Here is a 24403-nt window from a genome sequence, read left to right on the forward strand (position 1 = left end):
TTATTGCTTTAAAAAACCCGAAGCCAGTTGAGAGAGTAATCCCTGTGATTTTATCTTAAAGTCTTTCCCATTTGATAAAACCAGCTTAAACACTATTCATTACAATGACCATTTCTTTCATGAATACAACACCATTCCAATCGTCTTGAAACCCGGTTATTTAAAAAGTGGGGTTTCTAAAAATCCTTAAAAATCTAAATTTTATACTGTACGTCGTAAAAATTCCCTGTCTTCAGCAGGATGTAATACGCACAAAATAATCACACAAGGTAAAAGAGTAAAAAATCATGGGTAATTCTGTTTCAGCAAGACACACAAGAGAAGCAAATCAGCAGATGACATCATCTAATTCCGAATCTTCAGAAATAGGTAATGATCTTAACCAATACCAAATAACCAACACAGAAAATCGAGATTTGATTGAAAAGAAAATTTTAAAGCTTGCTCGTGTCGATGGGAAATCGTTTAACCCTGAATATTTAGATTTTGATTCAAATTCAGCTATGGAAGATCTTTTTAAAAAAAGAACACGATTACAAAAGGACGCTAAGCTTTATTTTAAAGAAAAGAGTATTCAAGGAAGAAGTGAGTTTCATTTGTCTTTATTTGCAAATCAGGGGAAAACCGCTGAATCTATTTCTATTAAAGAGTTCTTGAGAAATAACAGCGGGTTAGTGATTGGCGAATCTCACTCAGCATTAACTAGCAAAAAATTATTGATTGATAATATGAAAATTTTAGCGAGCAAAGGAGTGAAAGTATTATATCTTGAACATTTATTTTCAGATTTACATCAAGAGTATCTCGATAAATATTTTAGTAGTGGCAAGATGCCTAAGCAATTACATGAATATTTAAACATATTAGACCGTGGACATCATACAGACCGATCAGGTCAATATACATTTCTTAAATTAGTGGAAGCAGCGAAAAATGCAAAAATTAAAATTATTGCAATTGATTGTGCCGCCAGCTACATAAATGAAGGTATTAATTCCAGAGATAAATCAAAAACACGTATTCAAATGATGAATTATTTTGCAGAAAAAATAATTTCTCAAGATGTTAAGAATAATAATAAGAAATGGATAGCTTTTGTCGGTAATACACATACGAATACGATGCATGATACACCTGGGCTGGCCGAATTAACGAATGTCATTGGAATAAGAGTTGAAGATAGTAATGAAAATAATCTCTCTATTGATCCTGGAAAAAATATTGAAGGTATAGAAAACATACAAAGACCGGGAAAAATTTTTATTAAGGCAGATCTTTTATTAAAAATAAACGTAAATTCTCATGATCAAATCAATATTGAAAGACTCCCCATAGCACCTTCAATAAAGCACTCTCATCCAGTAAGTGATAAAAGCTTCAGCCAAGCTGAGACCCGTTTTGCAGGACAAATCATTGTAGAGCTTGAAGAGGACAGGGTGGTGAGCGAAGCGGCGAAAAGACTGGCAGGTAAACATGCCGAAAGAAGCCTCATCATCCAGTTGAAGAAGGACGGGGGATATGAGGTGGTGAAAGGTAACCCGTATCTGCTTGGTGGTGATTTACACTGGCAAGTGGTGGGGCATAGTCGTGAGGGAGCAAATGAGGGGTATCCCGGCACCTTTGGAGGTTCGAGCGCCCAGCAACTGTCGAATCAACTCATCGCGTTGCATGCACAACTCAAAAAGCAGTTTCGTATCAATCCCCGACCCAAATACATCAGCCTGGTGGGGTGTTCATTGGCGGCAGCCGGCGTGGAAGACAAGAGCTATGCCCGGCATTTTGGGAAAGCCCTCAAGCATCAGGCAGGATGGCAGACAGATATTGGCGCTCGTCGGCTCCCTGTGAGGGTGAATGCCCAGGGCAGAAAACTCTCGGTGGTCAATGAAGCGGCCAGTGAGGAGATCCCGGATAAAGTGGTGCTCAGCTGGACACCTGAGGGTGAACTGGTCGTACAGAAAACCCGTTTTTCTGACAGGGTCTCTGGGGTGTTGTCTGAGGAGACGCTGTCGAGTTGGGAGCCGCCCCTGGACTCTCTGGTGGAACCGAGGTCTGCCGTGGCGTCATTACAAACGGGATTAGGGGATGTGCCCCCGGCGTTGGACCGGTCATCGGACGCAGGGGAGATTTCCCTGAGCAGAAAGGCATTACATCAGATGGGGGCGATGGTCGAGGGCCAGCCCCTGTCTCCCGAGCATTTTACAAAAGAAAATGGGGTGCAAAAACTGCGGTTTGATGCGCAACGTCTGGCGTTTTATTTGCATCATGCGGATGGCGGTGAGCTGAGCACCCAACAGGCCGTGCGTTTTTTGAAACAACAGCTGGACGTGAAAAGCCCGCCCTCTCTGCTAGAGGGGGACGATAAGGCGTCGACCATGGTGGCTTCAGAGCAACTCAACCGGATTAATGAACATGTCCAACGAAGGGCGCCGGCGCCGATGACATCGAGCCTCGACATCCCGCCGGCGCTTTGGGGGTCGTTGAAAAGCGTGCTGGCTCCCGCCGGGGGGGGGCGTCTCAATCGATTGAGCGCTCGAGCCGGTTTTGGGATGCAAGGGTACGGTTACCTGAGGGGGTTGCGGGATTTAAAAGACTATCGGGATCTCTTGAACAAGGGGGGGCTAACAGAAACACAAAAAGAAGAATTGATTTTTCAACATCATTTGGCCATCGCCTCTTTCAGCTCGAATATCGGGATTGATGCGACCCAATCTGGGTTAGGTCAATACGGCAGACGTTTAGTGCAAAATGGGATTTCATCGGGCGTTGGAATGAACGTGGCGCGTTTTGGGGGGCCCGTATTAGGGGCATTATCCAGTGGGTTTGATATGGTTCAGGCCTATCGCGCTTTCAGTGAGCTGCCCAGCACGGCCGAGCCAAAAGCGCGTCAGGATTTGATTGTGAACGGTGCGCTTTCCGTTGCGGGAGCGACGTTAAATATAGGGATGGCGATTGCTTTTGCGGTGGGTGGCCAGGCGTCGCTGTTAGCGGGCCCGGCTGGGCTCATCATGGGAGGGGGATTGGTCTTGGGGGGAATGATTTATTCGGCGGTGCGTCAAGTAGAGGAATTGAAAAAATGGGTTCAGTTGAGCGTTTTAGAAGAACTCGATAGTGGCTGGCGTCTTTTTAGCGGTGAATATTTAGCCCCCGAGCTCGCCAATCAGGCCAGTCGCCATCAAATGTTGGCCCATGCCCAGGCAGAGCATCAGAAAGCACAGACAGCTCAATTCCAAACGTTATTACTGAGCCATGGCCAGATAGAGAAGGTGTATGGCAGCCTGGGCCAGATATTACTGACCCCTCAACGCTATAAAAAAATTGTCGCGCATCATGCTGGCATCGAGGAAGACCGCGTGCACCCCGATGAGATAACCCAAGGGAAACGGGCCCTGTCAGACAAACTCAACCGGTTAAAGTCGAATTTGCTCATTTCTGGAGAAATGACGGTCGAAGACAGTGACTATGAATACTATTCTCCTACGCTGACATCGAGAGACGACAGGAGTGATGCCGATATCATGATGACCCTGTCGGCGGGGCATCGTCAATCGCTGGGTCGATTCGTGGACGAAAACACACAATCGTTGACGGCGTCTCTAGAGATGAAAGGCAGACATCGCGCACCGGGCGCGCTGGGGGATTTTAACGGCGATGGCCGTCCTGATATCGGTTATTTCAGCCCAGAGGGGCTGTTTTTCTTGTTTGCAGATGAAAACGGTGCCTATGGTCCCGTCAAAAAAATGGACACGAAAAACACTTTTTACCATGGGCTTTATGCAAACCATGTGCGTCATCTGGTGGGGGACATCAACGGGGATGGTCTGGACGACATCATGTTTTTCTTGGATAGCGGGGCTCCTGTCCAGATTTTGCTGGGGCAACCCACGGAAGACTTTGTTTTCAAGACAATCAAGGGCGTCAAATTACCCGCGCTGTCACAGGCCGCGCCGGTATTGACGGACGTCAATGGAGACGGGCATCCGGATTGGGTGTCGTTTGTGAAAAACAGCCTGTATGTTCATTATGGTGATGCCGGCAAGATGCTGGGTATGCCCGAGGAGGTATCTCATCCCGATGCCCCTCTTCATTCTGCTCAATATCTCCATCATCTTGCGGGGGATATCAATGGGGACGGCCTGGGAGATATTCTTTCTGTGACCAGGGACGGTCAATTAGAGACGCGATTGGGGAGCCGGACGCCTGGACAGCCCTTGAGACGTTTAGCGAATCAAACGCAGGCGGCGGTGCAGGGATTTGGAGGCGTTTTTAATCCGTCGCAATTACAGCTGCATGATATGAATGGGGATGGTCGTTCAGATTTGGTGGTCATTCAGGATGATGGGAGTTATACGATGTCTTATGGGCAGGCAGAGGGGACCCTGGGGGAGGCGAGCGACGACAAAAGCCGTGAAGAGCAAGGGGCAAAGGTCGCGTATCGGCCTAACCGGCTGGCGAAGCAGAACGAACAGAAAATAGTGGGTATCCGCCAGGGCGCTGTTCATCTGGAGTTAATCTCTTTAAACGAGCAAGGGGAGGTGCATGCGCATCCTTTTGAGAGCCGTCGTGAGAGGGACCTGATTGCCTACTACAAATTGGGTGATGGTGAGGATGAAATGACAGGACAGCCATCGAGGCGGAACTATTTCGACGTCGGGGGGGGGACCAAAAAGTTCACGGGCGGGTCTTGCGCCGATACTTTTTTACTGCAAGGGCAGCAGGCACCGAGTCAACCCGGCCATTTCAACGGTGCGGGCCCTATCCGTGCTGAGGAGGGCGCGAAAGATGACCAGGACACCGTGATAGCGGCGGTCAAGCCGGCTAACGGCAGAGGCTATCAGATTGACCTGCACAAAGGAGAGGTCAAATATGTCGGCGAGGATACCAAGATAGCGACATTAGAGAATATCGAACATGCGATAGGTCACCGTGAGACGAATGATATTCTGATTGGTGACGACAGGAATAATCATCTGGAGGGTGCCGGTGGGTCAGATACCCTGGTAGGTCACGGTGGGAATGACATTTTAAGCTTGAGCTCAGGGACCGCGACAGGAGGTGAGGGCATCGACAGCTATCGCATTTTACAAAACAACCGCGCCGCAGACACGCTGACCGAAATAGAGGTCAAAGAGACCGTGGGTCAACATGACACCAGCAACATCATATTAGATTATAACGCGGCCAATGTGATGAGCCTGTCTCTCAAGGACACAGAGTCGGGGGGCGACATGGTGTTGACCCTGAGAAATGATAACCAGAGTCTCACTGAGGTGAGATTCAAAAACATGTACGGCCCAGCACAAGGAAAGACGCGAGCCCTGCAGCATCATTATTTTTTGTACACCCGGGATGGCATGTTCATCACCGGGTTTCCTGAAACGCTCATGCAACAGGCGGATGGCCGATGGCCTGTGCCTCCCCTGATTTTAGATAACTTTCACCAAAAAGAGCTTTTGATGGGCACCGGCATGGCCCATCATTATGTGGTAGAGAATGCGGTTTTAAAACGGGACATCGTCATTCATCGTCATGTCATGCCTCATCATAAGGACGACCCTCTGATACAGGATAGAGTAGAAGTCCCCTGGTTGTTGCAAGAGACGGTATTCACCACAGACAAAGACGACGTGGTGCTGAGCCCTGTCGGCGATAGCCACGCTAGTGTCCGTATCAAACATTTCATCAAAGAGGCCCCTGACCGTCCTCTCTCGTTAATCGACCTCAATGGGGATGTCGCCCCTGTAGAGGTGAACGAAGAAAGTCTGGTCTCTATTGGCAGGCCTGAGGGAACGGACCAAAATGACAGGGTGATGGTACGTCATGACAGCGCGCTGAAAAATAAGCGCCTGGATTTAGGGGCAGGCTCTCCTGGGGCAGTGAGCAAGGTCTCGGAGTCTGACTTGACAGCAGGAAGATTGCCTGAATCCATGGCGGGTTTTGCGTCATCACAAAGTGACTCACTGGCGTCTCAGGCAGAGCCTCTACACAGACACTGGAACCCATTAAACCCTGCTGCAGGAAAAGTCGATACCACTGTAATACACCCTTGATATGCTATATTTGGTGTCATCTGACATTTTGAACTGTGTATCTATGGATAAGAGATCAACCTGACGAGCTGTCCCAACCGCCATGAAACTTGATTATGATGCTTATGATGATAGTCATGGACGGTGGGTTTGTCGGTGAGGTTGATTTTACTCTGTGTGGATAAAGCTACTGATAATCTCCTTCGCTGTCGTCTGAGCTGCTATCAATAAATGTATCAATACAAATAGATGCTTCGTAACGATCGTTAAAATCACATTGATGCTCTAATACTTCAGAGTCTATCAAGATGGTATCTACAAGATGTTTTAACAATGTTCTTTCGATTTTTTGCTCATCTTTATTTGAATTTTTGATATATTCGAAAACATCATCCTTAATCAAAGGATCAATAATTTTGTTGTCCCTGTTCCAAGGATCAATAAGTAAAAGCACGTCTTTTTCTTGATTTCTTTCAGTACATATATCGATAAAATGAGAATATGAACCATCATGGGCATGATGTTCTCCAACACCACAGTAATTTTCCATCTTTTTTAATAACTCCTCATTTGAAGAGTAAATAATTAAGGCGTGATTTTTCAAAGAATCAGGATTAATATTCGGATCTTTTTGTGTAAAACAGATAACCCGCATTTTGTTCGGATTGACCCCTTCCTGACATAAAAAATGATAGAATAAATAAGAGATTTCTCCGCAGAAAGTGGGGGCCCCCTCTATATATTTATCTTCGGTTTCACTGATCATCTCGATTGTTTCAGGTGATGCGGATGTTGTCTGCTTAGAAGTTTGCTCTTGCAATGAAAGTGGGTCTTGATATGTTTTCGCCACCAGTTCAGCATAAATTCTTTGTACAGTGACCAGATCTCTATCTGCTTTAGCCTCATCAAGTTCTTTTTCTAAATCATCAGGCATATTGTATATATGAGCAGACAGGCGATCGCGCATAGTTATAATATCACTTGCCCGGCAAGCACCGTCTGTTATAACGTCAGGTCTGTTTGCTTTATTACAAAAGACACTGGCACGATGAAAAGCAGAAAGAATACTCTCTTTTAAAATGACATCTTTTTCCAGAGAGGGATAGTATTTATTTTCAATATTATCAATGACATTATTGGTACTTTCATGCCGTACGAAAAGAGGTTTTTGATTTATATGACCGGTTGTCGATGTCCCAGGTAAATTTTTAATTGTATACATAGGTTATTCTCCTAAGATTTGAATTAACACTACATTGAACCAAAATTATCCGTTATTCGAATCGAAAAGCAGTGACAGAAAAATTATTTTATGAAGGCATTCAAGCTTTTCCTTGAGCTGCCACCGCAGCCACTTTTTGAGTAATTTCTTCTGCGTTGCCTAAATAATAATGGTTGATAGGCTGCAAAGATGAATTAAATTCATACACCAAAGGAACGGCCGTTGGAATATTAATTTCCATAATTTCTTCTTCACTTAAATGATCAACATATTTGACGAGCGCACGAATAGAATTTCCATGAGCGACAATAATTACCCTTTTTCCATCGATGATACGGGGCTTAATCACTTCATCCCAATAAGGCACGACACGATCGACGGTGGTGGCTAAGCTCTCTGTCAGCGGCAGATCATTTTTATTGAGCGTGGCATAAAGGCTATCATTAGCAGGAGAACGGGGATCATTTAAAGTTAATGCAGGAGGCAAGGTTGAAAATCCTCTACGCCATTGCTTCACTTGTTCAGATCCGAATTTTGCCGCTGTCTCTGATTTATTGAGACCTTGGAGTGCGCCATAATGACGCTCATTCAGGCGCCAGGATTTTTCGATTGGTAGATTCTGTTGTTGCAGTACATCTAGAATGAGAGAAAGCGTATTAGTGGCACGTCGTAAAACGGAAGTGTAAGCAAAGTCAAAAGAGAATCCTTTTTTTTTTAGTAAATTACCGGCCTGTTGTGCTTCAACACGACCTTTTTCGGATAGATCAACATCAGCCCAACCAGTAAAACGATTTTCTTTGTTCCATTCACTCTCACCATGTCTTACTAAAATTAATTTTTTTATTGTCATCACTAAAATTCCTCAATAGAGTACTGATTAAAATAAATAGGGTTAACTCAGCTGGCGCGCACAAACACGAATAGCCTCTGCTTTTACTCTTACTTTGATTTTACAACATCAATTTTTCTGGTGAACAATCACGGGTAATCTGTCCATTTTGCATGACCAATACGCGATCGAAATATTTGATCAAATTGCGCCTGTGTGTCACCGTTAATAATGTTTTAGCCGTCATAAAAGTGTCTAAATTTTCAAAAATCTTTTTCTCGGTATTTTCGTCAATATTTGAGGTGGGCTCATCCCACAAAAAGATACTGGCATCACTACTCAGACTACGTGCAATCAACAGCTGCTGCTGCTGCCCAGAAGAGAGATTTCTAGCCATAAAATTGACAGGAAAACGTAAGCCCATCGGATGTTGCAAGATAAAATTACAGTTAGTCAAAGCGAGCGCCTGTAATATTCGTTCGCGATCTGAATGTGCTTTTAAAGCAAAGTTACTTTCTATTGTCCCTGTAAATAATACATCATGGGCGGTGACCACACTCAATTGTTGAGAAAAAAAAGATTGAGATAGATGACTCAGATTATATCCATCATAAAGAATAACCCCTTCTGAAGGTGAGATATAACCAGATAACAATGTTAATAATGAGCTTTTACCTGCTCCAGAATCACCCAGAATCACTACGCGCTGGCCGGCTGGAATATCCAGGGAAAGATTGCTGATCACCGCCGGTGACTGGGGATGATATTGATAACTGACTCCCATTAGAGAAATTTGTCCACTGCAGTGGCTGATAGATTGTAGCGTGGGTTTGTTTTTTTTATCATTTTCAAAAAAGGCGATTAAATCTTTAGCGGTTTTTTCAGCAGAAAGTAAAGAGACCACCGTTGATGAAAAGTGAGAAATAATCCCAGATATTCTACCTGAGACAATCACCGAGGAAACAATTGCCCCAGTGGTAACGCTACCATTAATCACCATAAAAAAAGCGATTACCATAATACTAATATGAGAAACAGAAGATATGCTCGCTAGCATGGATTGATAAAAGAGAGTAAATTTGCGAATTTTTAAATTAAGATAAGATTGCTGATTAGAACTGTTTACCCAATCTAATAATAAATTTTTATTATTTAACGTGTGGATCATTTTAATAGAATAAAAAACTTCAGTCATAAAAACATTTCTATTTTTTTGCACTTTTTTTTGCTTTTCTATTAATGAATATGTGTAGTGATGATGAATGAATGCGATTAATATCGAAAATAAAAACATAAAAATGGGGATAAAAACCACCCATCCTACATTCAGATAAATCACTAAAATAAAGATAATTAATAAAGGAATGTCCGCTAAGCGCTGAAAGACGGTATTGAGTAATACTTGCTTTACTTTTTGAAATTCGTGCCATAAAACGAAGGCAGAAGACATCGATCGCCCATCTTTTTTCTTATTGTAAATAACCGCTTCCAAAAATGAGACATCAATATCCACATCATCTTTTCTTGAAATAATGGATTGATAGATATCTTTTGACGATCTCAGAATAAATTCAAAAATAATAAATAAGGCCGCAATAAATACAATCCCAAACAATGATGCAGTTGAGGCACTGGGCACCAGTTTATCGTAATAAAGATTACTAAATACAGGGATAGTTAAGGCAAACAGCGCCATAAAAAATGATGAGAAAAAATATTTACTGTAAAAAATTTTGTTGGTCGATAGCGCCTGCCTTAATATGTTAATCACTCGAATGCCATCAACCACTTTTTGTAATGGTTGCAATCTGAAAGCCGAAATCAGCGCGAGTCTTTCCGCTGATAAGCTCACTTCACAAATTTGCCCTCCAGCCTCAATCAATTTAAATTTTTTGCCACCTCCTATGCACGCCATCCATTCCATATCTGGTGTTAATAAAATGATTGGCATAGATTCATTAAGCAAATCTTCTGAGCCATTAAAATGGACTTCCTGTAGCACGAGGCCTAATGATAAAAAAAAATTTTTTAATTTTACCGTATCATTGATGTTATTTCTATCATATTGTTTAAATAGACGCTCCAGTTCATTTTTGTCAACATCAATTTTAATATTAATGCTTTTAGCAACAAGGGATAAAGCATCCTCTGCTGAGAGATAGTAAGACTCAGGTTTTTTTCCCATTCATTTTGTCCGTTGCAGGAGTAAAAATATCATTACTTATGATAGACCTTTATGAACGCTTAGCCTACTGGATTCACCAGGACTATTGAAAAACTGATAGTTAAAATTTCAATTGAAGAAAAAAGGTCGTCATAATGTTAATTAGAGGTGGTTTCTGGGGTTACCTTTGACGATTTTGGTAAAATTAGCTGAATTGGTCAATGCAGGATTTTTGAAAAAAAATGCTGTATGGCACGTAAAACGACATCAGGTTTTTCGGCATGAGGTGAATGACCACAGCCGGAAATCACATGGGATCGCGCTATAGGGAAATAGCCTGCAATCTGTTCTCTATACTCTCTTTTGATGTAAGGAGACAACGCACCGCAGAGAAACAGCAAAGGACCTTGCCATGTTGGAATAGGTTCCCAGCCAGCGATATATTGGTATTGATCCCATAAAACCGGCACATTAAATCGCCAGATGCCTTCGTGAAAAGATTTCAGTAAAAATAAAATAATATTTTCATCTTTGACAAAATCACGCATTAATTTACCCGCCATATGACGCTGAGTGATTTTGGCATCAGTTACCGCGTTCAGTGCCATAAATATCTGATTATGCCGGTCAAGAGGGTAAACAACAGGTGCAATATCAATGATTACCAACGTTTTAATTATCTCTGGTATCAGCGCAGTCATCGTCATAGCAACTTTTCCGCCCATCGAATGCCCAATGATGATCACTTTTTCGATTTTCAGCTGATCTAATAGTTCCAATACATCCTGAGCCATAGCAAAATAATTCATCTCAGGTGAATGAGGAGATAGACCATGGTTACGCAGATCAAGCTGTATAACGTCGTGGTGTTTTTGAAAATCACGACCGAGCATGCTCAAATTATCTAAATTACCAAAAAGCCCGTGGATCAGAATTATAGGTAAATTAGGAGAAGTACTGTCAGATTGATGTAAAATAAAGTTTAATTTCATCGCAAAATTCACACTGAATAAAAATAAATTTTAAGTTATTCTATTATAAATGAATCTAACAAAAATGGCCTTGGATTAAAATGAAACTTATTGAAGTTGATGAAGAACTTTATCGTTATATTGCCGCTCATACCCAATATATTGGTGAAAGTGCCTCAGAGATTTTACGACGAATGTTCTCATTGACTCAAAAAAAACAGACAGAAATAAAGATCAAAAAGACACCGAAAATTCATCAATCCTCAGTGAAAGCAACTCTTTTTAGTAGAATACAAATTCTCAACGACATTTTATCATCTGAAACTTATGCTTCAAAAAATAAGGTAATCGCCCGTTTTATGTTGATTTTATCCACCTTATATGATCTAGATAGCAAAGCTTTTTCTGTGGCTGCCGAATCATTACAGGGTCGTAAACGGGCGTATTTTTCAGGCAGTAAAAATTTTTTACTCAAAAATGGCACACACACAAAACCCAAACAAATACCTAAAACACCTTATTGGGTGATAACCAATACAAATAGTGAACGCAAACGCACCATGTTAAAAAATATGATGATCGCGATGAAATTTCCAAATGAAATAGCAAAAAAAGTGTCTCAAACGATATAGATGTTTTATCATCCCCTCTGACTTGGCTACAGGAAAAAATAAAAAGGCTAAATAAAATGCAAAACACACCCCAAATTTTTGCGCATCATTGGGCATTTGCCATTTTTAGTATTTCTGCAATAGGGCTTTGTCTTGCTATGCTGTTGGGGGCTTTTTTTCTGGGAGGCAGGGTCAAGGCCAGATCTAAAAATATTCCCTATGAATCTGGTATTGATTCGGTCGGCTCAACGCACATGCGCTTATCTGCTAAATTTTATTGTATCGCCATGTTTTTTGTTATTTTCGATGTAGAAGCCCTTTACCTTTATACTTGGGCCATTTCTATTCGTGAAAGCGGATGGACCGGTTTTATTGAAGTGAGCGTTTTCATTTTTGTATTATTGGTGGGGTTACTTTATTTATCGCGAATCGGTGCATTGGATTGGGCACCGATTGGTTCTAGAGGCCGTGTTCAATCCAATCCCTCTATTTATAAAATGGCACAGCAGCGTCAGTCTAATAACGAGTAACCATCATGAAATACACTTTAACGCGCGCAGAACCGAATGATAAAGATCATTTTACCTATCCTTTACAAACGCAAAAAAATGTCAGCCGAGACCCCCTCGATGAACAAGCTCATCGTAATATTTATATGGGGAAGCTCGAACATGCCTTGCATGATACAGTGAATTGGGGCCGAAAAAATTCTCTATGGCCTTATAACTTCGGCCTTTCTTGTTGTTACGTGGAAATGGTCACTTCTTTTACGGCGGTTCACGATGTCGCGCGTTTTGGTGCAGAAGTATTGCGCGCTTCACCCAGACAGGCCGATTTTATGGTGGTGGCCGGCACTTGCTTTACTAAAATGGCGCCGGTGATACAGCGTTTATATGACCAGATGCTAGAGCCGAAATGGGTGATTTCTATGGGCGCCTGTGCTAATTCTGGCGGGATGTATGATATCTATTCTGTGGTGCAAGGTGTCGATAAATTTCTTCCCGTTGATGTCTATATCCCTGGCTGTCCTCCTCGACCTGAAGCTTACATGCAAGCCTTATTCCTGCTTCAGGAATCGATCGGTAAAGAACGTCGCCCACTGTCTTGGGCAATTGGCGATCAGGGTGTGTATCGCGCTGTCATGCCGTCAGAAAGAAAGCGTAAACATGCCGAGCGCATTGCAGTGAAAAATTTACGCACTCCAGACGAGATTTAATCTTTTTATGACAGACTTAATCATGGCTGAAAACCTTTACAAACCTTGCCAAACTGATGATCATCTTGATGATTCTGTGATAGCCAGGCTATCGGCGCGTTTTGGGCAAAAATCACTGTTCGTTCAAGCAACGCGTACCGGCATGCCGGTCGTTTGGGTCAAAGCAGATCAGCTTGTTGAGGTTATTTTGTTTTTGCGTCAAGAGTCCCAGCCTTATGTGATGCTTTTTGATTTACATGGGGTCGATGAAAGGCTTCGTACCCACCGTGAAGGTTTGCCTGAAGCCGATTTTTGTGTTTTTTATCATTTACTTTCGATTGAACGTAATAGAGACATTCTACTGAAAGTCGCTCTGTCTGAAAAAAAATTGTGCTTACCGACTATCACTTCTATTTTTCCTAATGCGAATTGGTATGAACGTGAAACCTGGGAGATGTTTGGCATCACTTTTGAGGGCCATCCGCACTTAAAACGTATTTTGATGCCGGACACTTGGAAAGGCCATCCTTTACGCAAAGATTATCCCGCGCGCGCAACAGAATTTGATCCCTTCGAGCTGACCAAACAAAAACAAGATCTGGAAATGGAAGCCTTGACTTTTAAACCAGAAGATTGGGGCATGAAGCGAGGCACACAGAATGAAGATTTTATGTTTCTCAATCTTGGCCCGAATCATCCTTCTTCTCATGGTGCTTTTCGTATCGTCTTGCAGCTCGATGGAGAAGAAATTGTCGATTGCGTTCCAGACATTGGATATCATCACCGCGGAGCTGAAAAAATGGCCGAGCGTCAGTCTTGGCACAGCTATATTCCGTATACCGATCGTATTGAGTATTTGGGCGGCTGCGTTAATGAAATGCCTTATGTCTTAGCGGTTGAAAAATTGGCCGGCATCACGGTTCCTGATCGAGTTAAAAGCATTCGTGTGATGCTGTCAGAGCTCTTCCGTATTAATAGCCATTTACTGTATATCAGCACTTTTATTCAAGACGTGGGCGCCATGACGCCGGTATTTTTTGCCTTTACTGATCGACAAAAAATTTACGATCTGGTGGAAGCCATTACTGGATTTCGTATGCATCCTGCTTGGTTTCGTATTGGAGGTGTCGCGCAGGATCTGCCTCAGGGTTGGGAAAAATTGCTTCGTACTTTTCTCGATTGGATGCCAAAACGCCTGAATTCTTACGTCAAAGCCGCGCTTGAAAACAGCATTTTAAAAGGCAGATCTATGGGGATCGCCAGCTACAATGCGTCAGACGCTTTGGCTTGGGGTGTGACGGGGGCAGGGCTACGAGCAACCGGCATTGAATTTGATGTTCGTAAATGGCGGCCTTATTCAGGTTATGAGCATTTTGAATTTGACGTTCCCGTGGGTTATGGTCAAAGTGATTGCTACACGCGGGTGATGCTCAAGGTAGAAGAAATACGTCAAAGTATGCGTATTCTGGAACAATGTTATCAACACATGCCTGCGGGGCCTTTTAAAGCAGATCACCCACTTACTACGCCGCCGCCGAAAGAACGCACCTTGCAACATATTGAAACCCTGATTACCCATTTTTTACAGGTCTCTTGGGGGCCAGTCATGCCTGCGAATGAATCCTTCCAAATGATTGAGGCCACCAAAGGGATTAACAGCTACTACCTAACCAGCGACGGGGGAACCATGAGTTATCGAACAAGGGTTCGCACACCCAGCTTTGCTCATCTTCAACAAATTCCCTCTGTGATCCGAGGGAGCTTAGTGTCTGATTTAATTGTTTATCTGGGCAGTATCGATTTTGTTATGTCTGATGTGGATCGCTGATCATGAGTCATCATAAAAATCTTTCTGAGCATCAAATTGATGCCATGAATGTCGTGCCATTTGTATTAAGCTCCGAAGAACGTGATGCGATAGAGGAAGAAAAACACCATTATGAAGACGCCAGAGCCGCTTCTATCGAAGCGTTAAAAATAGTACAAAAAAAACGAGGGTGGGTCCCTGACGAGGCGATTCATGCGATTGCAGAAGTGCTCGGCATCCCTGCCAGTGATGTCGAAGGGGTTGCGACCTTTTACAGCCAGATTTTTCGAAAACCTGTTGGGCGCCACGTGATCCGCTACTGCGACAGCGTTGTGTGTTACATCACGGGCTATCAAAAAATACAAGCTGTGCTTGAAGAAAAACTCGGTATTCAGCCTGGGCAGACCACAAAAGATGGTCGCTTTACTTTATTGCCGACCTGTTGCCTTGGCAATTGTGATAAAGGGCCGACCATGATGATCGATGATGACACCCATAGCCACTTACAGATAGAAAATATTGACACCTTATTGGAGCAATATCCATGAATTCGGCCCCTGCTTCTATCACTGGTGCGTTTAAAAAAATTCACAAAGCCCCTGAAACGCACCCATTGACCTGGCGTTTACGTGATTCTCAACAACCACTTTGGTTGGAAGAATATCGCAATAAAAATGGCTATTTAGGAGCAAAAAAAGCATTAACTCGCCTCACTCCTGAAGAAATCGTGCATTCAGTGAAAGAAGCGGGTCTTAAAGGTCGAGGTGGTGCAGGGTTTTCCACAGGCTTAAAATGGAGTCTCATGCCTAAAGATCCCAACATGCGAATTCGCTATCTGCTTTGTAATGCGGATGAAATGGAGCCGGGCACTTACAAAGACCGGCTTTTGATGGAGCAACTGCCCCATTTGCTGGTGGAAGGCATGCTCATTTCGGCTTTTGCGCTTCAGGCCTATCGTGGCTACATTTTTTTGCGAGGAGAATATATCGAGGCGGCAGTCCATTTGCGGCGAGCGATTGTTGAAGCCACTCAAGCAGGGCTGCTCGGCAAAAACATTATGGGGAGTGGGTTTGATTTTGAACTCATGGTCCACACGGGGGCAGGACGTTATATTTGCGGGGAAGAAACGGCCCTGATTAACTCCCTGGAAGGGCGTCGTGCCAATCCGAGATCCAAACCGCCTTTTCCTGCCTCCTCCGGTGTTTGGGGGAAACCGACCTGTGTCAATAATGTAGAAACTCTTTGTAATGTGCCTGCGATCATGGAGCACGGCGTAGCCTGGTATCAAGGCATTGCTCCTGATGCGAGTCGTTTTGCTAAAAGTAAAGATACGGGCACTAAATTAATGGGGTTTTCTGGAAGGGTGAAAAACCCGGGTGTCTGGGAATTGCCCTTTGGGATCTCTGCTCGTGAAATTCTAGAAGACTATGCCGGTGGAATGAAAAACGGTCTCAAATTTAAAGCTTGGCAACCTGGCGGCGCAGGCACAGATTTTTTGACAGAAGAGCATCTCGATCTCCCTATGGATTTCGAACACATTGGAAAAGCCGGCAGTCGTCTTGGAACGGCGCTTGCAATGGCGGTAGATCATGAAATCAATATGGTTTCTTTAACTTGCAATTTAGAAGAATTTTTTGCCCGTGAATCCTGTGGCTGGTGTACGCCTTGTCGAGATGGCCTTCCTTGGAGTGTCAAAATTTTGAAAGCGCTTGAACGAGGCGAAGGTCGAGAAGGGGATATAGAAACGCTGGAGCAGCTTTGTCGCTTTTTAGGCCCAGGAAAAACCTTTTGTGCACATGCACCTGGGGCGGTCGAGCCTTTACAAAGTGCTCTTAAATATTTTCGAGAGGAGTTTATAGCGGGTATCACCAAAAAAGAGCCCCCTCATCTTTATCTCAAACCGATTAAAGGGGTTCAGCCTAATTATGTGATGGCCGATAACTTATTGAAAGCGCGTTGGTGACAGATTGAGTGGGAATTTTTAGACCTCTTGAATATTCTGGGTAATTTCAAGAGGGTTCTGTTTATCTTAAAAGAAATAAAAAAAGCGATTAAGTGGTTTGTAGCGCCCATAAACGCGCATAATGGCCGGATTGTTCCACCAGTTCGCTGTGAGTGCCTTCCTCGTGAACAACCCCTTCTTTTAGCAACAAAATACGATCACAACCCCGTAAGGTATTGAGACGGTGGGCAATACAAATAACGGTACGATTGCGAGTAATTTCAGGCAGTTGACGCATAATAGCCGCCTCTGATTCATAATCTAAGGCACTGGTCGCTTCATCTAAAATTAAAATTTGAGGATCCGCCATTAATGCTCTTGCCAACGCAATCCGTTGCCGTTGCCCACCAGAAAGCATGCCGCCTTTTTCACCCACCTGTGTTTCATACCCCTGAGCTAAGCCCATGATAAAATCATGAGCGCCGGCCAAACGGGCGACTTTTTCTACTTCTTCCATATCAGCATTAGGTCGACACTGACAGATATTCTCCTGTATTGTCCCAGAAAATAAGATGCTTTCTTGTAAAACCACACTCATTCTGCGGCGTAAAGCGGTTGGATCTGTGATTGCCAGGTCTTGTCCATCGACTAAAATTTGACCGCTTTGTGGTGTGTATAAACGTTGCAATAACTTGGTCAGGGTAGATTTCCCAGAACCAGAAGGCCCTGTTATTCCAACAAATTCACCACTTTTTATGGATATATTCAAATTTTGTAGTATCTCTGGTGTGTCCTGAGAATATCGAAAACGAACCTGTTTAAAAGCGATACGACCTGCACTCTGAGCAGATGAAACCAAACCTGAATTACCGGGTTCACTTGGGCTATCTAAAATGGTGCCAATTCTCTTTAATGCAATTTTTGTATGTTGCAAATCTTGCCAAATTTGGGCTAAACGTAATATGGGCTGGGTGACGTAACCCGAAAACATATTAAATGCGACTAACTCACCAGGGGACAATTTGCCTTCTAACGCGAGCTGAACACCATACCAAAGTAATAAAGCGGAGGTTATTTTATAAATTAAACTAATGCCCTGGCCTGCTAAATTACCCACTTGTTTGGTATTGAAAGCCGAACGAACAAAATTCGCTAAATATTGTTGCCACTGACGGTTGAATTGTTTTTCTGTTGTCGTGGTTTTAATGGTTTCAAGACCCGTGATCACTTCGGTTAAAAAAGAAGTGGCATTGGCACTCTCTTCATATTCACGTTCGACTCTTTTTTGTAAAATTTTCCCCACACACAGCCAAAATACCAGGTAACAGCACAAGGATATCAATACAATTGAAGTCAACTTGACGCTGTAATAAAACATGACTGCAATAAAGGTGCTGACAAAAAATAAATCCAATAACATGGTTAAGGCTGATCCTGTCAGGAAGCTTCTAATTTGCTCCATCTCACGGACCCTGGCAATAATTTGCCCCGTTTGTCTGCTGCTGAAATAGTTTAAAGGTAAACTCATCAGATGACGATAAAGACGGGTGTTAAGCTCAGCTCCAACTCGAGTAGAAAGATTTGAAAATAGCCAGCCTCGCAAAAAAGTATAAATAGGTTCAGCAATAGCCAATCCTATCATCGCCATACCTAATACGATCAGGCTATCTATACCACGACTGACCAACACCTTATCAATGACTGTTTCAAACAGCATAGGACTCACCAAAAGTATGGCCTGTAATAATAGAGAAATAACAACAATATTGCGTAACTGCCTACCGTGTTTCAGAATCAAAGGTAAAAACCAGCCAAAACCAAAAGCTGCCTTCTTGGCTGGCTTTTCTGCTTTTGCCAATAAGATGGCTTTCCCTGACCATAACTGATTGAGCTGCTCACGAGAGATACTCCCCTCGTTATCAGAAAGAGGAGAGTAAACGACGGCATGAGTTTCGTTCAGATTTAATAATAAATACCAATTTCCCCCCTCTGAAAATAAAACAGGTAAAGGCATTGTGTTTAATCGAGCGACAGGTTGTTTAATTCTACGTGCTCGAAGTCCAATCCAATTTGCGCATCGACAAAGAGCGATGTCGTCTATTTTCTCTATCGGCAAACCCAACTTATGTTCTAACTGGGCAGACTCTATTGCTAAATCAAAGCAAGCGGCTCCCCTTGCAAGCGCCAGTAAAGAAGGAACGCTGGACTTTTTGTGGTTGGCCATTTTAACGTTCCCTCATCGCTTCAGATTGATACTGCTGTAGAGGGCTGAGTAAATAATCAATCACGCGACGCTTACCCGTTTTAATTTCAGCGTTGACCGACATACCCGCAGATAGGCGTACTAATTGACCATCCACTTTCAAGGTATCATCCATTAATTTAATACGAGTAGGGAAAATAAGCCCCTGCTTTTGGTCTTCCACTGCATCCAAAGAAACATGTTTGACTTCTCCTTTTAAAGTGCCGTAACGAGTATAAGGAAAACTATCCACCTTCACTTCCACTGTTTGCCCGGGTAATACAAACCCGACATCCTTATTTAATACCATGGCTTCAATTTCCAGATGAGTATCTTCTGGTACGATGGACATTAATTTTTGTGCCGAAGAGACCACCCCCTCTAATGTATGTACAGAAAGTTCTTGCACCGCACCATCAATAGGAGATCTCAACATTTGTAAACGCTGCCTATCCATTAATTTAATTTTTTCTTGTTTTAGTTGACTGATGTTTTCCTGAACTTTGTTAAGGCGTTCACGATAATCGCGTTTTTTTTCTGCCATATAACGCTGTTTTTCTTGTAAATAACTTTGCTTTTCTGAAAGCAAAATTTTTTGTTTTCCTTGCATTTCACTTAAAAGTGCCTTCCCGTTCAACCATTCTTTCTCTTTTTCCAAGAGATCTATTTTTGCGATAGACTGCGTTTTTGCCAGTGTACGAAGGGCTTTTAAACGTTGTTCAATATTTTGAATCAGCGTTTTTTGATTCGATATTTGTTCTTGCACTGATTCATCATTCGTTTGATTGACCGCTATTTTCATATCTTGACGTTCTAACTCGGCGTTCACCTCATCAAACTCTCGTTGCAGTAAAGCACGGCTGGCTTCAATTAACTCTTCTGTATCTGCAGGAGGGGAAAAATGGGATAATGGAGCTGAAGTGAGCAGGGCCGTTAACCGGGCTTTTTCCAGGCTACGATGAGCAAGTTGTTCACTCACTTTCAGTACTTCAGTATCAATTCCAACCGGATTAAGCTCAAGCAAAACTTGCCCCGCTTTCACTTTTTGGCCATCTCGTACATTGATGGCAATGACCGTACCGGGGTCAAGAGATTGGATCACTTTAGTACGATCAGACACGATAACTTTACCTAAAGCAGTGGCATGAATGTCCAGTTTTCCGATAATCGACCAAAGCAATACCAACAATAAAAATCCTAAAATTAACCAGGCAGTACGACGAGCCCAAGGTGCTGCAGGGCGTTCAATGATTTCTAAATAAGCGGGTAAAAAATCATATTCATCCCGAGTGAGTTGTACTTTCTTTTCTTTCTCGCGCCATTTCATCATTTTTTGATAAAAGGCCTGCAAAAATTTCATTTCATTTCCTCAGTGCTAAAGTTAATTTGTTGTTGCCATAAACGGTAGTAGCTTCCCTTAAAGGCTAATAATTCATCATGTGATGCTAATTCTGTCAGCACGCCTCCTTCAATAACGGCAATCCGATCACAATGACGGACTGTAGATAAACGATGTGCAATGGTGATCACCGTTCGGCTAGCCACAATCTCTGCCATATTTTTCATGATTTGACTTTGAGAATCGTCATCTAATGCGCTGGTGGCTTCATCAAAAATCAGTATTTTGGGATCCGATAACAACGCACGTGCGATGGCAATACGTTGACGTTGCCCTCCTGAAAGAGAAGATCCCCCTTCAGATAAAACAGTGTCATATCCTAGAGGTAAAGCCAGAATAAATTCATCCGCACCTGCCAGACACGCGGCCTTAACCACCTGTTCCAAAGGCGCTGTAGGAAAAGCATGGGCAATATTTTCTCGTACGGTGCGATTAAATAAGTAATTTTCCTGCATCACCACTCCGACCTGACGTCTTAAAGCATGAGCGTCGAACTGATTAACATTTTTTCCGTCTATTAAGATCTCCCCTTGTTCGGCTGTATAAAGGCGTTGTATCAGACGAGCTATCGTGCTTTTGCCTGATCCAGAAGGCCCAACTAATCCAATATGCTCCCCTGAAGAAATTCGTAATGTCAATTCACGTAGTACGGGAGGAAGATCAGGACGATAACGAAAAATGACTTTATGAAGACTGATTGCCCCTTCAAGAGGTTTTTTAGGTTTAAAACCAGACCCACTATTCTCCATAGGTAAAGTCAATATATCTGCCAATAAAGACAATCCCACTTGAGCACGGATGCTTTGTTGCCACAAATCTACCAGTTTCGTCATCGGTAACATGGCTTGAACCAATAACATATGAAAGGCGATCAATTGACCAATACTCAGATGAATCCCCATGACCTCGTAAGCCCCAAACACAATCACTGAGGTCGTGGTCAATTTTTGTAACAGCTGGGCTGTTTGAGTACTGAAATTTTGTACATTCTGTACATCAAAATTCGCTTTAGCAAAATCGCATGTTTGCTCCTCCCAACGATGTTGCATTCGGGGCTCTAACGCCAAGCTTTTCAGGGTTTCAACGCCTGCTACAGTTTCCGTTAAAAAAGACCCATTTTGGGCCGCACAGCAAGCCAGTGTTTCTACTTTTTTTTGTAAAGGTTTTGTGGTCATGAACGCCAAAACAACAAAACAGGGTAAAGACGCTAAGGCAATCAGCGTGAGATAAGGGGAAATAAACCACATCACCGTAAAAAGAACGACGGAAAAAACAACATCCACTGATAAAGTCAAAGCAGAACCGGTAATAAATTCACGAATGCTGTCGAGCTCGCGTACTCGGGCGACAATATTCCCCACGTGGCGTTGTTTGAAGTAACTTAAAGGCAGATGAATCAAATGATGAAATAATTTCCCCCCCAGTTGAATATCGACCCGAGTGGTCGTGTGGGCAAATAAATATTCCCGTAAACTTTTGAGCACCACTTCAAAGACCCCAACCACCACTAAAGTGATAACAAGCACATCAAGCGTTGCCAATGCGTTGTGAACCAATACTTTATCCATCACCACCTGAAAAAACAGAGGCGCAACCAGCGCTAATAATTGCAACATCAAAGATACCAATAATACCTGGGTTAATTGGCGACGATGCCGAAGAAAAACAGGAATAAACCAACGAATATCAAAACGGGATTGCTTGCAGAACAAACAAAGGCCGCCCCATAGATTGTCTAATTCCGATCTATTGATGATTTCCGGTTTTTGTGTATTAGAGTATTGTAATAAAGCTTGTTGTTGATTTATGCCCGCTAATATCACAAACTGGCCCGTTTTATCACGGAAGGCCAAAGGTAAGTGTTGGGGTTTTAATTTGTCTAATGTTAATGAACGCAAATGAAATTTCGCGGAAGAAAGCTTTCCAAACTGGTTTAAGTTCCTTTTTAACTGTTCTTGAGTCACTCGATCTTCATCATTAAAAAGGCAACTATTGCGAAATTTTTCAATACTGATCGGATGCAATCCAGCCAGGTTTAATAAACGCGCAGAACAAACCAGAGCTGATAAAAGATGATTTTCAATAACCAAAGTCGATTGCTCCTAAAAAATTTTTTATTTATTACGAAAAATGAATCATTCTTGCTTAAATTATCAACAAATATATTTGTACATAAGATTTGATAGAAATACGAAGGGAAAAAAGGCGGATTTAAGAAAACACCTATTCATTTTTTAATTTCTTCAAAATCCATTTATCCAAGAATTTATTTCCTATATTAATTACTCTTAACTTAAAAAATGATCACATGGATTATCAATAATTGTTTTTATTAAAGAAACGTTAAAAAATAAAGCGAGAAAAGATCTTAAAAATTTTTGCTTGATTTTTATAAATTAATATTCGAATTGTGAATAATTAAAAAATAAGAATTATTAATATTTGAAATAAAAACTAAATTTAAACCACGATATTATGAATATAGATGTAAAAAAATTCAATCAAAAATATACTGAGGTTGTTTTAAAATACATTTACATTTTTAATTTATTTTTATGATGAATTGCCTGACATCGAGAATATCGAATATGGCGTTTTTTTTAGCGCAAAGATCAGATAAAGAGAAAATCATTTTTGATGAAGCAAGATGATCTGGATTTTGATCGCCATCATATCTGGCATCCCTATACCCGCATGATCGATCCTTTGCCCTGCTATCCCGTGAAAAGCGCTCAGGGCGTTGAGCTCATACTGGCAGATGGGCGACGTTTAATCGATGGGATGTCTTCGTGGTGGGCGGCTATTCACGGCTATAACTGTCGGGAGCTGAACCAGGCGCTTCATCAGCAAATAGAAAAAATGTCTCACGTCATGTTTGGTGGGATCACCCATTCGCCGGCCATTGATCTATGTCGACAATTAATCGCTCTGACACCCGATCCCCTGGATTGTGTTTTTCTCGCAGATTCTGGATCTGTGTCAGTCGAAGTGGCGTTAAAGATGGCGTTGCAATATTGGCACGCCAAAGGAGAGCGCCGATCAAAAATCTTGAGCTTTCGTCAGGGCTATCATGGAGATACCTTTGGCGCCCTTTCTGTTTGTGATCCTGAAAATTCTATGCAGGCGCTTTATCAGGGATATGTGGCAAAAAATTTATTTGCGCCTGCCCCTCCTGCCTATCAGTTTTCAGAGGGTCATTTTTTTGACGCACCTTGGAATAACGAAGAAATTCAATCATTTTCACAACTCATAGAAACAAATAATACGGATATTGCGGCGGTTATCCTGGAGCCGATTGTACAAGGCGCGGGGGGCATGCGTATTTATCATCCCGCTTTTTTGCGTGAAGTCAGTGCTCTGTGTGAGAGGCATCAAATTTTATTAATAGCCGATGAAATAGCCACAGGATTTGGCCGAACAGGCCGGTTATTTGCGTGCAATTATGCGGCCATCGCGCCGGATATCTTATGTTTAGGGAAAGCGCTGACAGGAGGATATCTCACCCTATCAGCCACTTTATGTACCAGAGAGGTAGCCAATACGATCAGCAAAGGAAAAGCAGGCTGTTTTATGCACGGCCCTACTTTTATGGCGAATCCATTGGCCTGTGCGGTTGCAAATGCAAATCTGGCAATCTTGGCGCGTCATGAATGGCAACCTCAGGTGAAAGCCATCGAGCATCAGCTTTGGGCAGAATTATCTCCTTTATCCGCGCATCCTACCGTTTTGGATGTACGGGTGTTAGGCGCGATAGGGGTGATAGAAATGAAAAAAGCAGTGGATGTGGCCTCATTACAACGTGAATTTGTTGCGCAGGGAGTGTGGATCCGGCCTTTTGGAAAACTGATTTATGTGATGCCCCCTTATATTATTCGCCCAGAACAGCTCACGCAATTAACTCAAGCTATGGCACATGTTATTTTTAATAGACAAAATTAAAAAAATAATTCATTTAAAACAAACAGACATATTGCCATCCCAAGCCTGTCTCATGT

At 42.6% G+C, this 24403-nt stretch carries 15 protein-coding genes; 8 read left to right on the top strand and 7 right to left on the bottom strand.

Going from position 1 to position 24403, the window contains the following annotated elements:
* The first annotated feature begins 287 nt into the window (after positions 1-287).
* Positions 288-6047 (top strand): C80 family cysteine peptidase, encoded by a 5760-nt coding sequence (locus AACL23_RS08255; RefSeq protein ID WP_339051140.1) that lies wholly within the window; start codon positions 288-290, stop codon positions 6045-6047.
* A gap of 166 nt (positions 6048-6213) precedes the next feature.
* On the opposite strand, the gene AACL23_RS08260 is transcribed toward AACL23_RS08255, so the two are convergent.
* The 4 genes from AACL23_RS08260 to AACL23_RS08275 form a co-directional block, all read right to left on the bottom strand.
* Positions 6214-7248: a hypothetical protein gene (locus tag AACL23_RS08260; protein WP_339051142.1), complete on the bottom strand. Its 1035-nt coding sequence runs from the start codon at positions 7246-7248 to the stop codon at positions 6214-6216.
* A 100-nt stretch (positions 7249-7348) separates the two neighbouring features.
* The gene (gene gpmA, locus AACL23_RS08265) at positions 7349-8098 is read right to left on the bottom strand and encodes a 2,3-diphosphoglycerate-dependent phosphoglycerate mutase (RefSeq protein WP_100096286.1); all 750 of its coding nucleotides are present in this window, start codon (positions 8096-8098) and stop codon (positions 7349-7351) included.
* Positions 8099-8198: 100 nt separating this feature from the next.
* The gene (locus AACL23_RS08270; protein ID WP_339051145.1) at positions 8199-10262 is read right to left on the bottom strand and encodes a peptidase domain-containing ABC transporter; all 2064 of its coding nucleotides are present in this window, start codon (positions 10260-10262) and stop codon (positions 8199-8201) included.
* A gap of 197 nt (positions 10263-10459) precedes the next feature.
* Positions 10460-11233, bottom strand: a complete 774-nt coding sequence (locus AACL23_RS08275) for an alpha/beta fold hydrolase (protein ID WP_171967206.1) — start codon at positions 11231-11233, stop codon at positions 10460-10462.
* 80 nt (positions 11234-11313) lie between these two features.
* Here AACL23_RS08275 and seqA point away from each other — a divergent pair, with 80 nt between their 5' ends.
* Genes seqA through nuoF form a run of 6 tightly spaced genes read left to right on the top strand, consistent with a single transcriptional unit; the run spans position 11314 to position 16788 of the window.
* Positions 11314-11844: a replication initiation negative regulator SeqA gene (gene seqA, locus AACL23_RS08280; protein WP_012737998.1), complete on the top strand. Its 531-nt coding sequence runs from the start codon at positions 11314-11316 to the stop codon at positions 11842-11844.
* A gap of 56 nt (positions 11845-11900) precedes the next feature.
* Positions 11901-12353, top strand: coding sequence for an NADH-quinone oxidoreductase subunit A (locus tag AACL23_RS08285; RefSeq protein ID WP_339051149.1), 453 nt, complete (start codon positions 11901-11903; stop codon positions 12351-12353).
* 5 nt (positions 12354-12358) lie between these two features.
* Positions 12359-13039, top strand: a complete 681-nt coding sequence (locus AACL23_RS08290) for a NuoB/complex I 20 kDa subunit family protein (protein ID WP_012738000.1) — start codon at positions 12359-12361, stop codon at positions 13037-13039.
* Positions 13040-13046: 7 nt separating this feature from the next.
* A complete protein-coding gene (nuoC, locus tag AACL23_RS08295) occupies positions 13047-14846 on the top strand; it encodes an NADH-quinone oxidoreductase subunit C/D (protein ID WP_100096290.1) in 1800 nt (599 codons plus the stop codon).
* Between the two features lie 2 nt (positions 14847-14848).
* Complete coding sequence (nuoE, locus tag AACL23_RS08300; RefSeq protein ID WP_012738002.1) at positions 14849-15373, top strand: NADH-quinone oxidoreductase subunit NuoE; 525 nt, start codon at positions 14849-14851, stop codon at positions 15371-15373.
* The gene (nuoF, locus tag AACL23_RS08305) at positions 15370-16788 is read left to right on the top strand and encodes an NADH-quinone oxidoreductase subunit NuoF (RefSeq protein WP_100096291.1); all 1419 of its coding nucleotides are present in this window, start codon (positions 15370-15372) and stop codon (positions 16786-16788) included. The genes nuoE and nuoF overlap by 4 nt, the downstream gene beginning before the upstream one ends.
* Before the next feature lie 88 nt (positions 16789-16876).
* On the opposite strand, the gene AACL23_RS08310 is transcribed toward nuoF, so the two are convergent.
* From AACL23_RS08310 to AACL23_RS08320, 3 genes are read right to left on the bottom strand one after another with little or no spacing between them, the layout of a single operon-like run.
* Complete coding sequence (locus tag AACL23_RS08310; protein ID WP_339051153.1) at positions 16877-18991, bottom strand: type I secretion system permease/ATPase; 2115 nt, start codon at positions 18989-18991, stop codon at positions 16877-16879.
* 1 nt (position 18992) lies between these two features.
* On the bottom strand, positions 18993-20369 hold the full coding sequence (locus tag AACL23_RS08315; protein WP_339051155.1) for an HlyD family type I secretion periplasmic adaptor subunit: 1377 nt from the start codon (positions 20367-20369) through the stop codon (positions 18993-18995).
* On the bottom strand, positions 20366-22492 hold the full coding sequence (locus AACL23_RS08320) for a peptidase domain-containing ABC transporter (protein ID WP_171770492.1): 2127 nt from the start codon (positions 22490-22492) through the stop codon (positions 20366-20368). The genes AACL23_RS08315 and AACL23_RS08320 overlap by 4 nt, the downstream gene beginning before the upstream one ends.
* Before the next feature lie 553 nt (positions 22493-23045).
* Here AACL23_RS08320 and bioA point away from each other — a divergent pair.
* A complete protein-coding gene (gene bioA / locus AACL23_RS08325) occupies positions 23046-24347 on the top strand; it encodes an adenosylmethionine--8-amino-7-oxononanoate transaminase (RefSeq protein ID WP_100096293.1) in 1302 nt (433 codons plus the stop codon).
* Positions 24348-24403: the final 56 nt, after the last annotated feature.

This window comes from Candidatus Williamhamiltonella endosymbiont of Tuberolachnus salignus, from assembly GCF_964019775.1.
In the GTDB taxonomy this organism is placed as follows: domain Bacteria; phylum Pseudomonadota; class Gammaproteobacteria; order Enterobacterales; family Enterobacteriaceae; genus Hamiltonella; species Hamiltonella defendens.

What these genes read in the sequence shown, in the direction of transcription:
- AACL23_RS08255 (WP_339051140.1), top strand. Translation starts at nt 288, where the DNA reads ATGGGTAATTCTGTTTCAGCAAGACACACAAGAGAAGCAAATCAGCAG.
- AACL23_RS08260 (WP_339051142.1), bottom strand. Translation starts at nt 7,248, where the DNA reads ATGTATACAATTAAAAATTTACCTGGGACATCGACAACCGGTCATATA.
- gpmA (WP_100096286.1), bottom strand. Translation starts at nt 8,098, where the DNA reads ATGACAATAAAAAAATTAATTTTAGTAAGACATGGTGAGAGTGAATGG.
- AACL23_RS08270 (WP_339051145.1), bottom strand. Translation starts at nt 10,262, where the DNA reads ATGGGAAAAAAACCTGAGTCTTACTATCTCTCAGCAGAGGATGCTTTA.
- AACL23_RS08275 (WP_171967206.1), bottom strand. Translation starts at nt 11,233, where the DNA reads ATGAAATTAAACTTTATTTTACATCAATCTGACAGTACTTCTCCTAAT.
- seqA (WP_012737998.1), top strand. Translation starts at nt 11,314, where the DNA reads ATGAAACTTATTGAAGTTGATGAAGAACTTTATCGTTATATTGCCGCT.
- AACL23_RS08285 (WP_339051149.1), top strand. Translation starts at nt 11,901, where the DNA reads ATGCAAAACACACCCCAAATTTTTGCGCATCATTGGGCATTTGCCATT.
- AACL23_RS08290 (WP_012738000.1), top strand. Translation starts at nt 12,359, where the DNA reads ATGAAATACACTTTAACGCGCGCAGAACCGAATGATAAAGATCATTTT.
- nuoC (WP_100096290.1), top strand. Translation starts at nt 13,047, where the DNA reads ATGACAGACTTAATCATGGCTGAAAACCTTTACAAACCTTGCCAAACT.
- nuoE (WP_012738002.1), top strand. Translation starts at nt 14,849, where the DNA reads ATGAGTCATCATAAAAATCTTTCTGAGCATCAAATTGATGCCATGAAT.
- nuoF (WP_100096291.1), top strand. Translation starts at nt 15,370, where the DNA reads ATGAATTCGGCCCCTGCTTCTATCACTGGTGCGTTTAAAAAAATTCAC.
- AACL23_RS08310 (WP_339051153.1), bottom strand. Translation starts at nt 18,991, where the DNA reads ATGGCCAACCACAAAAAGTCCAGCGTTCCTTCTTTACTGGCGCTTGCA.
- AACL23_RS08315 (WP_339051155.1), bottom strand. Translation starts at nt 20,369, where the DNA reads ATGAAATTTTTGCAGGCCTTTTATCAAAAAATGATGAAATGGCGCGAG.
- bioA (WP_100096293.1), top strand. Translation starts at nt 23,046, where the DNA reads ATGAAGCAAGATGATCTGGATTTTGATCGCCATCATATCTGGCATCCC.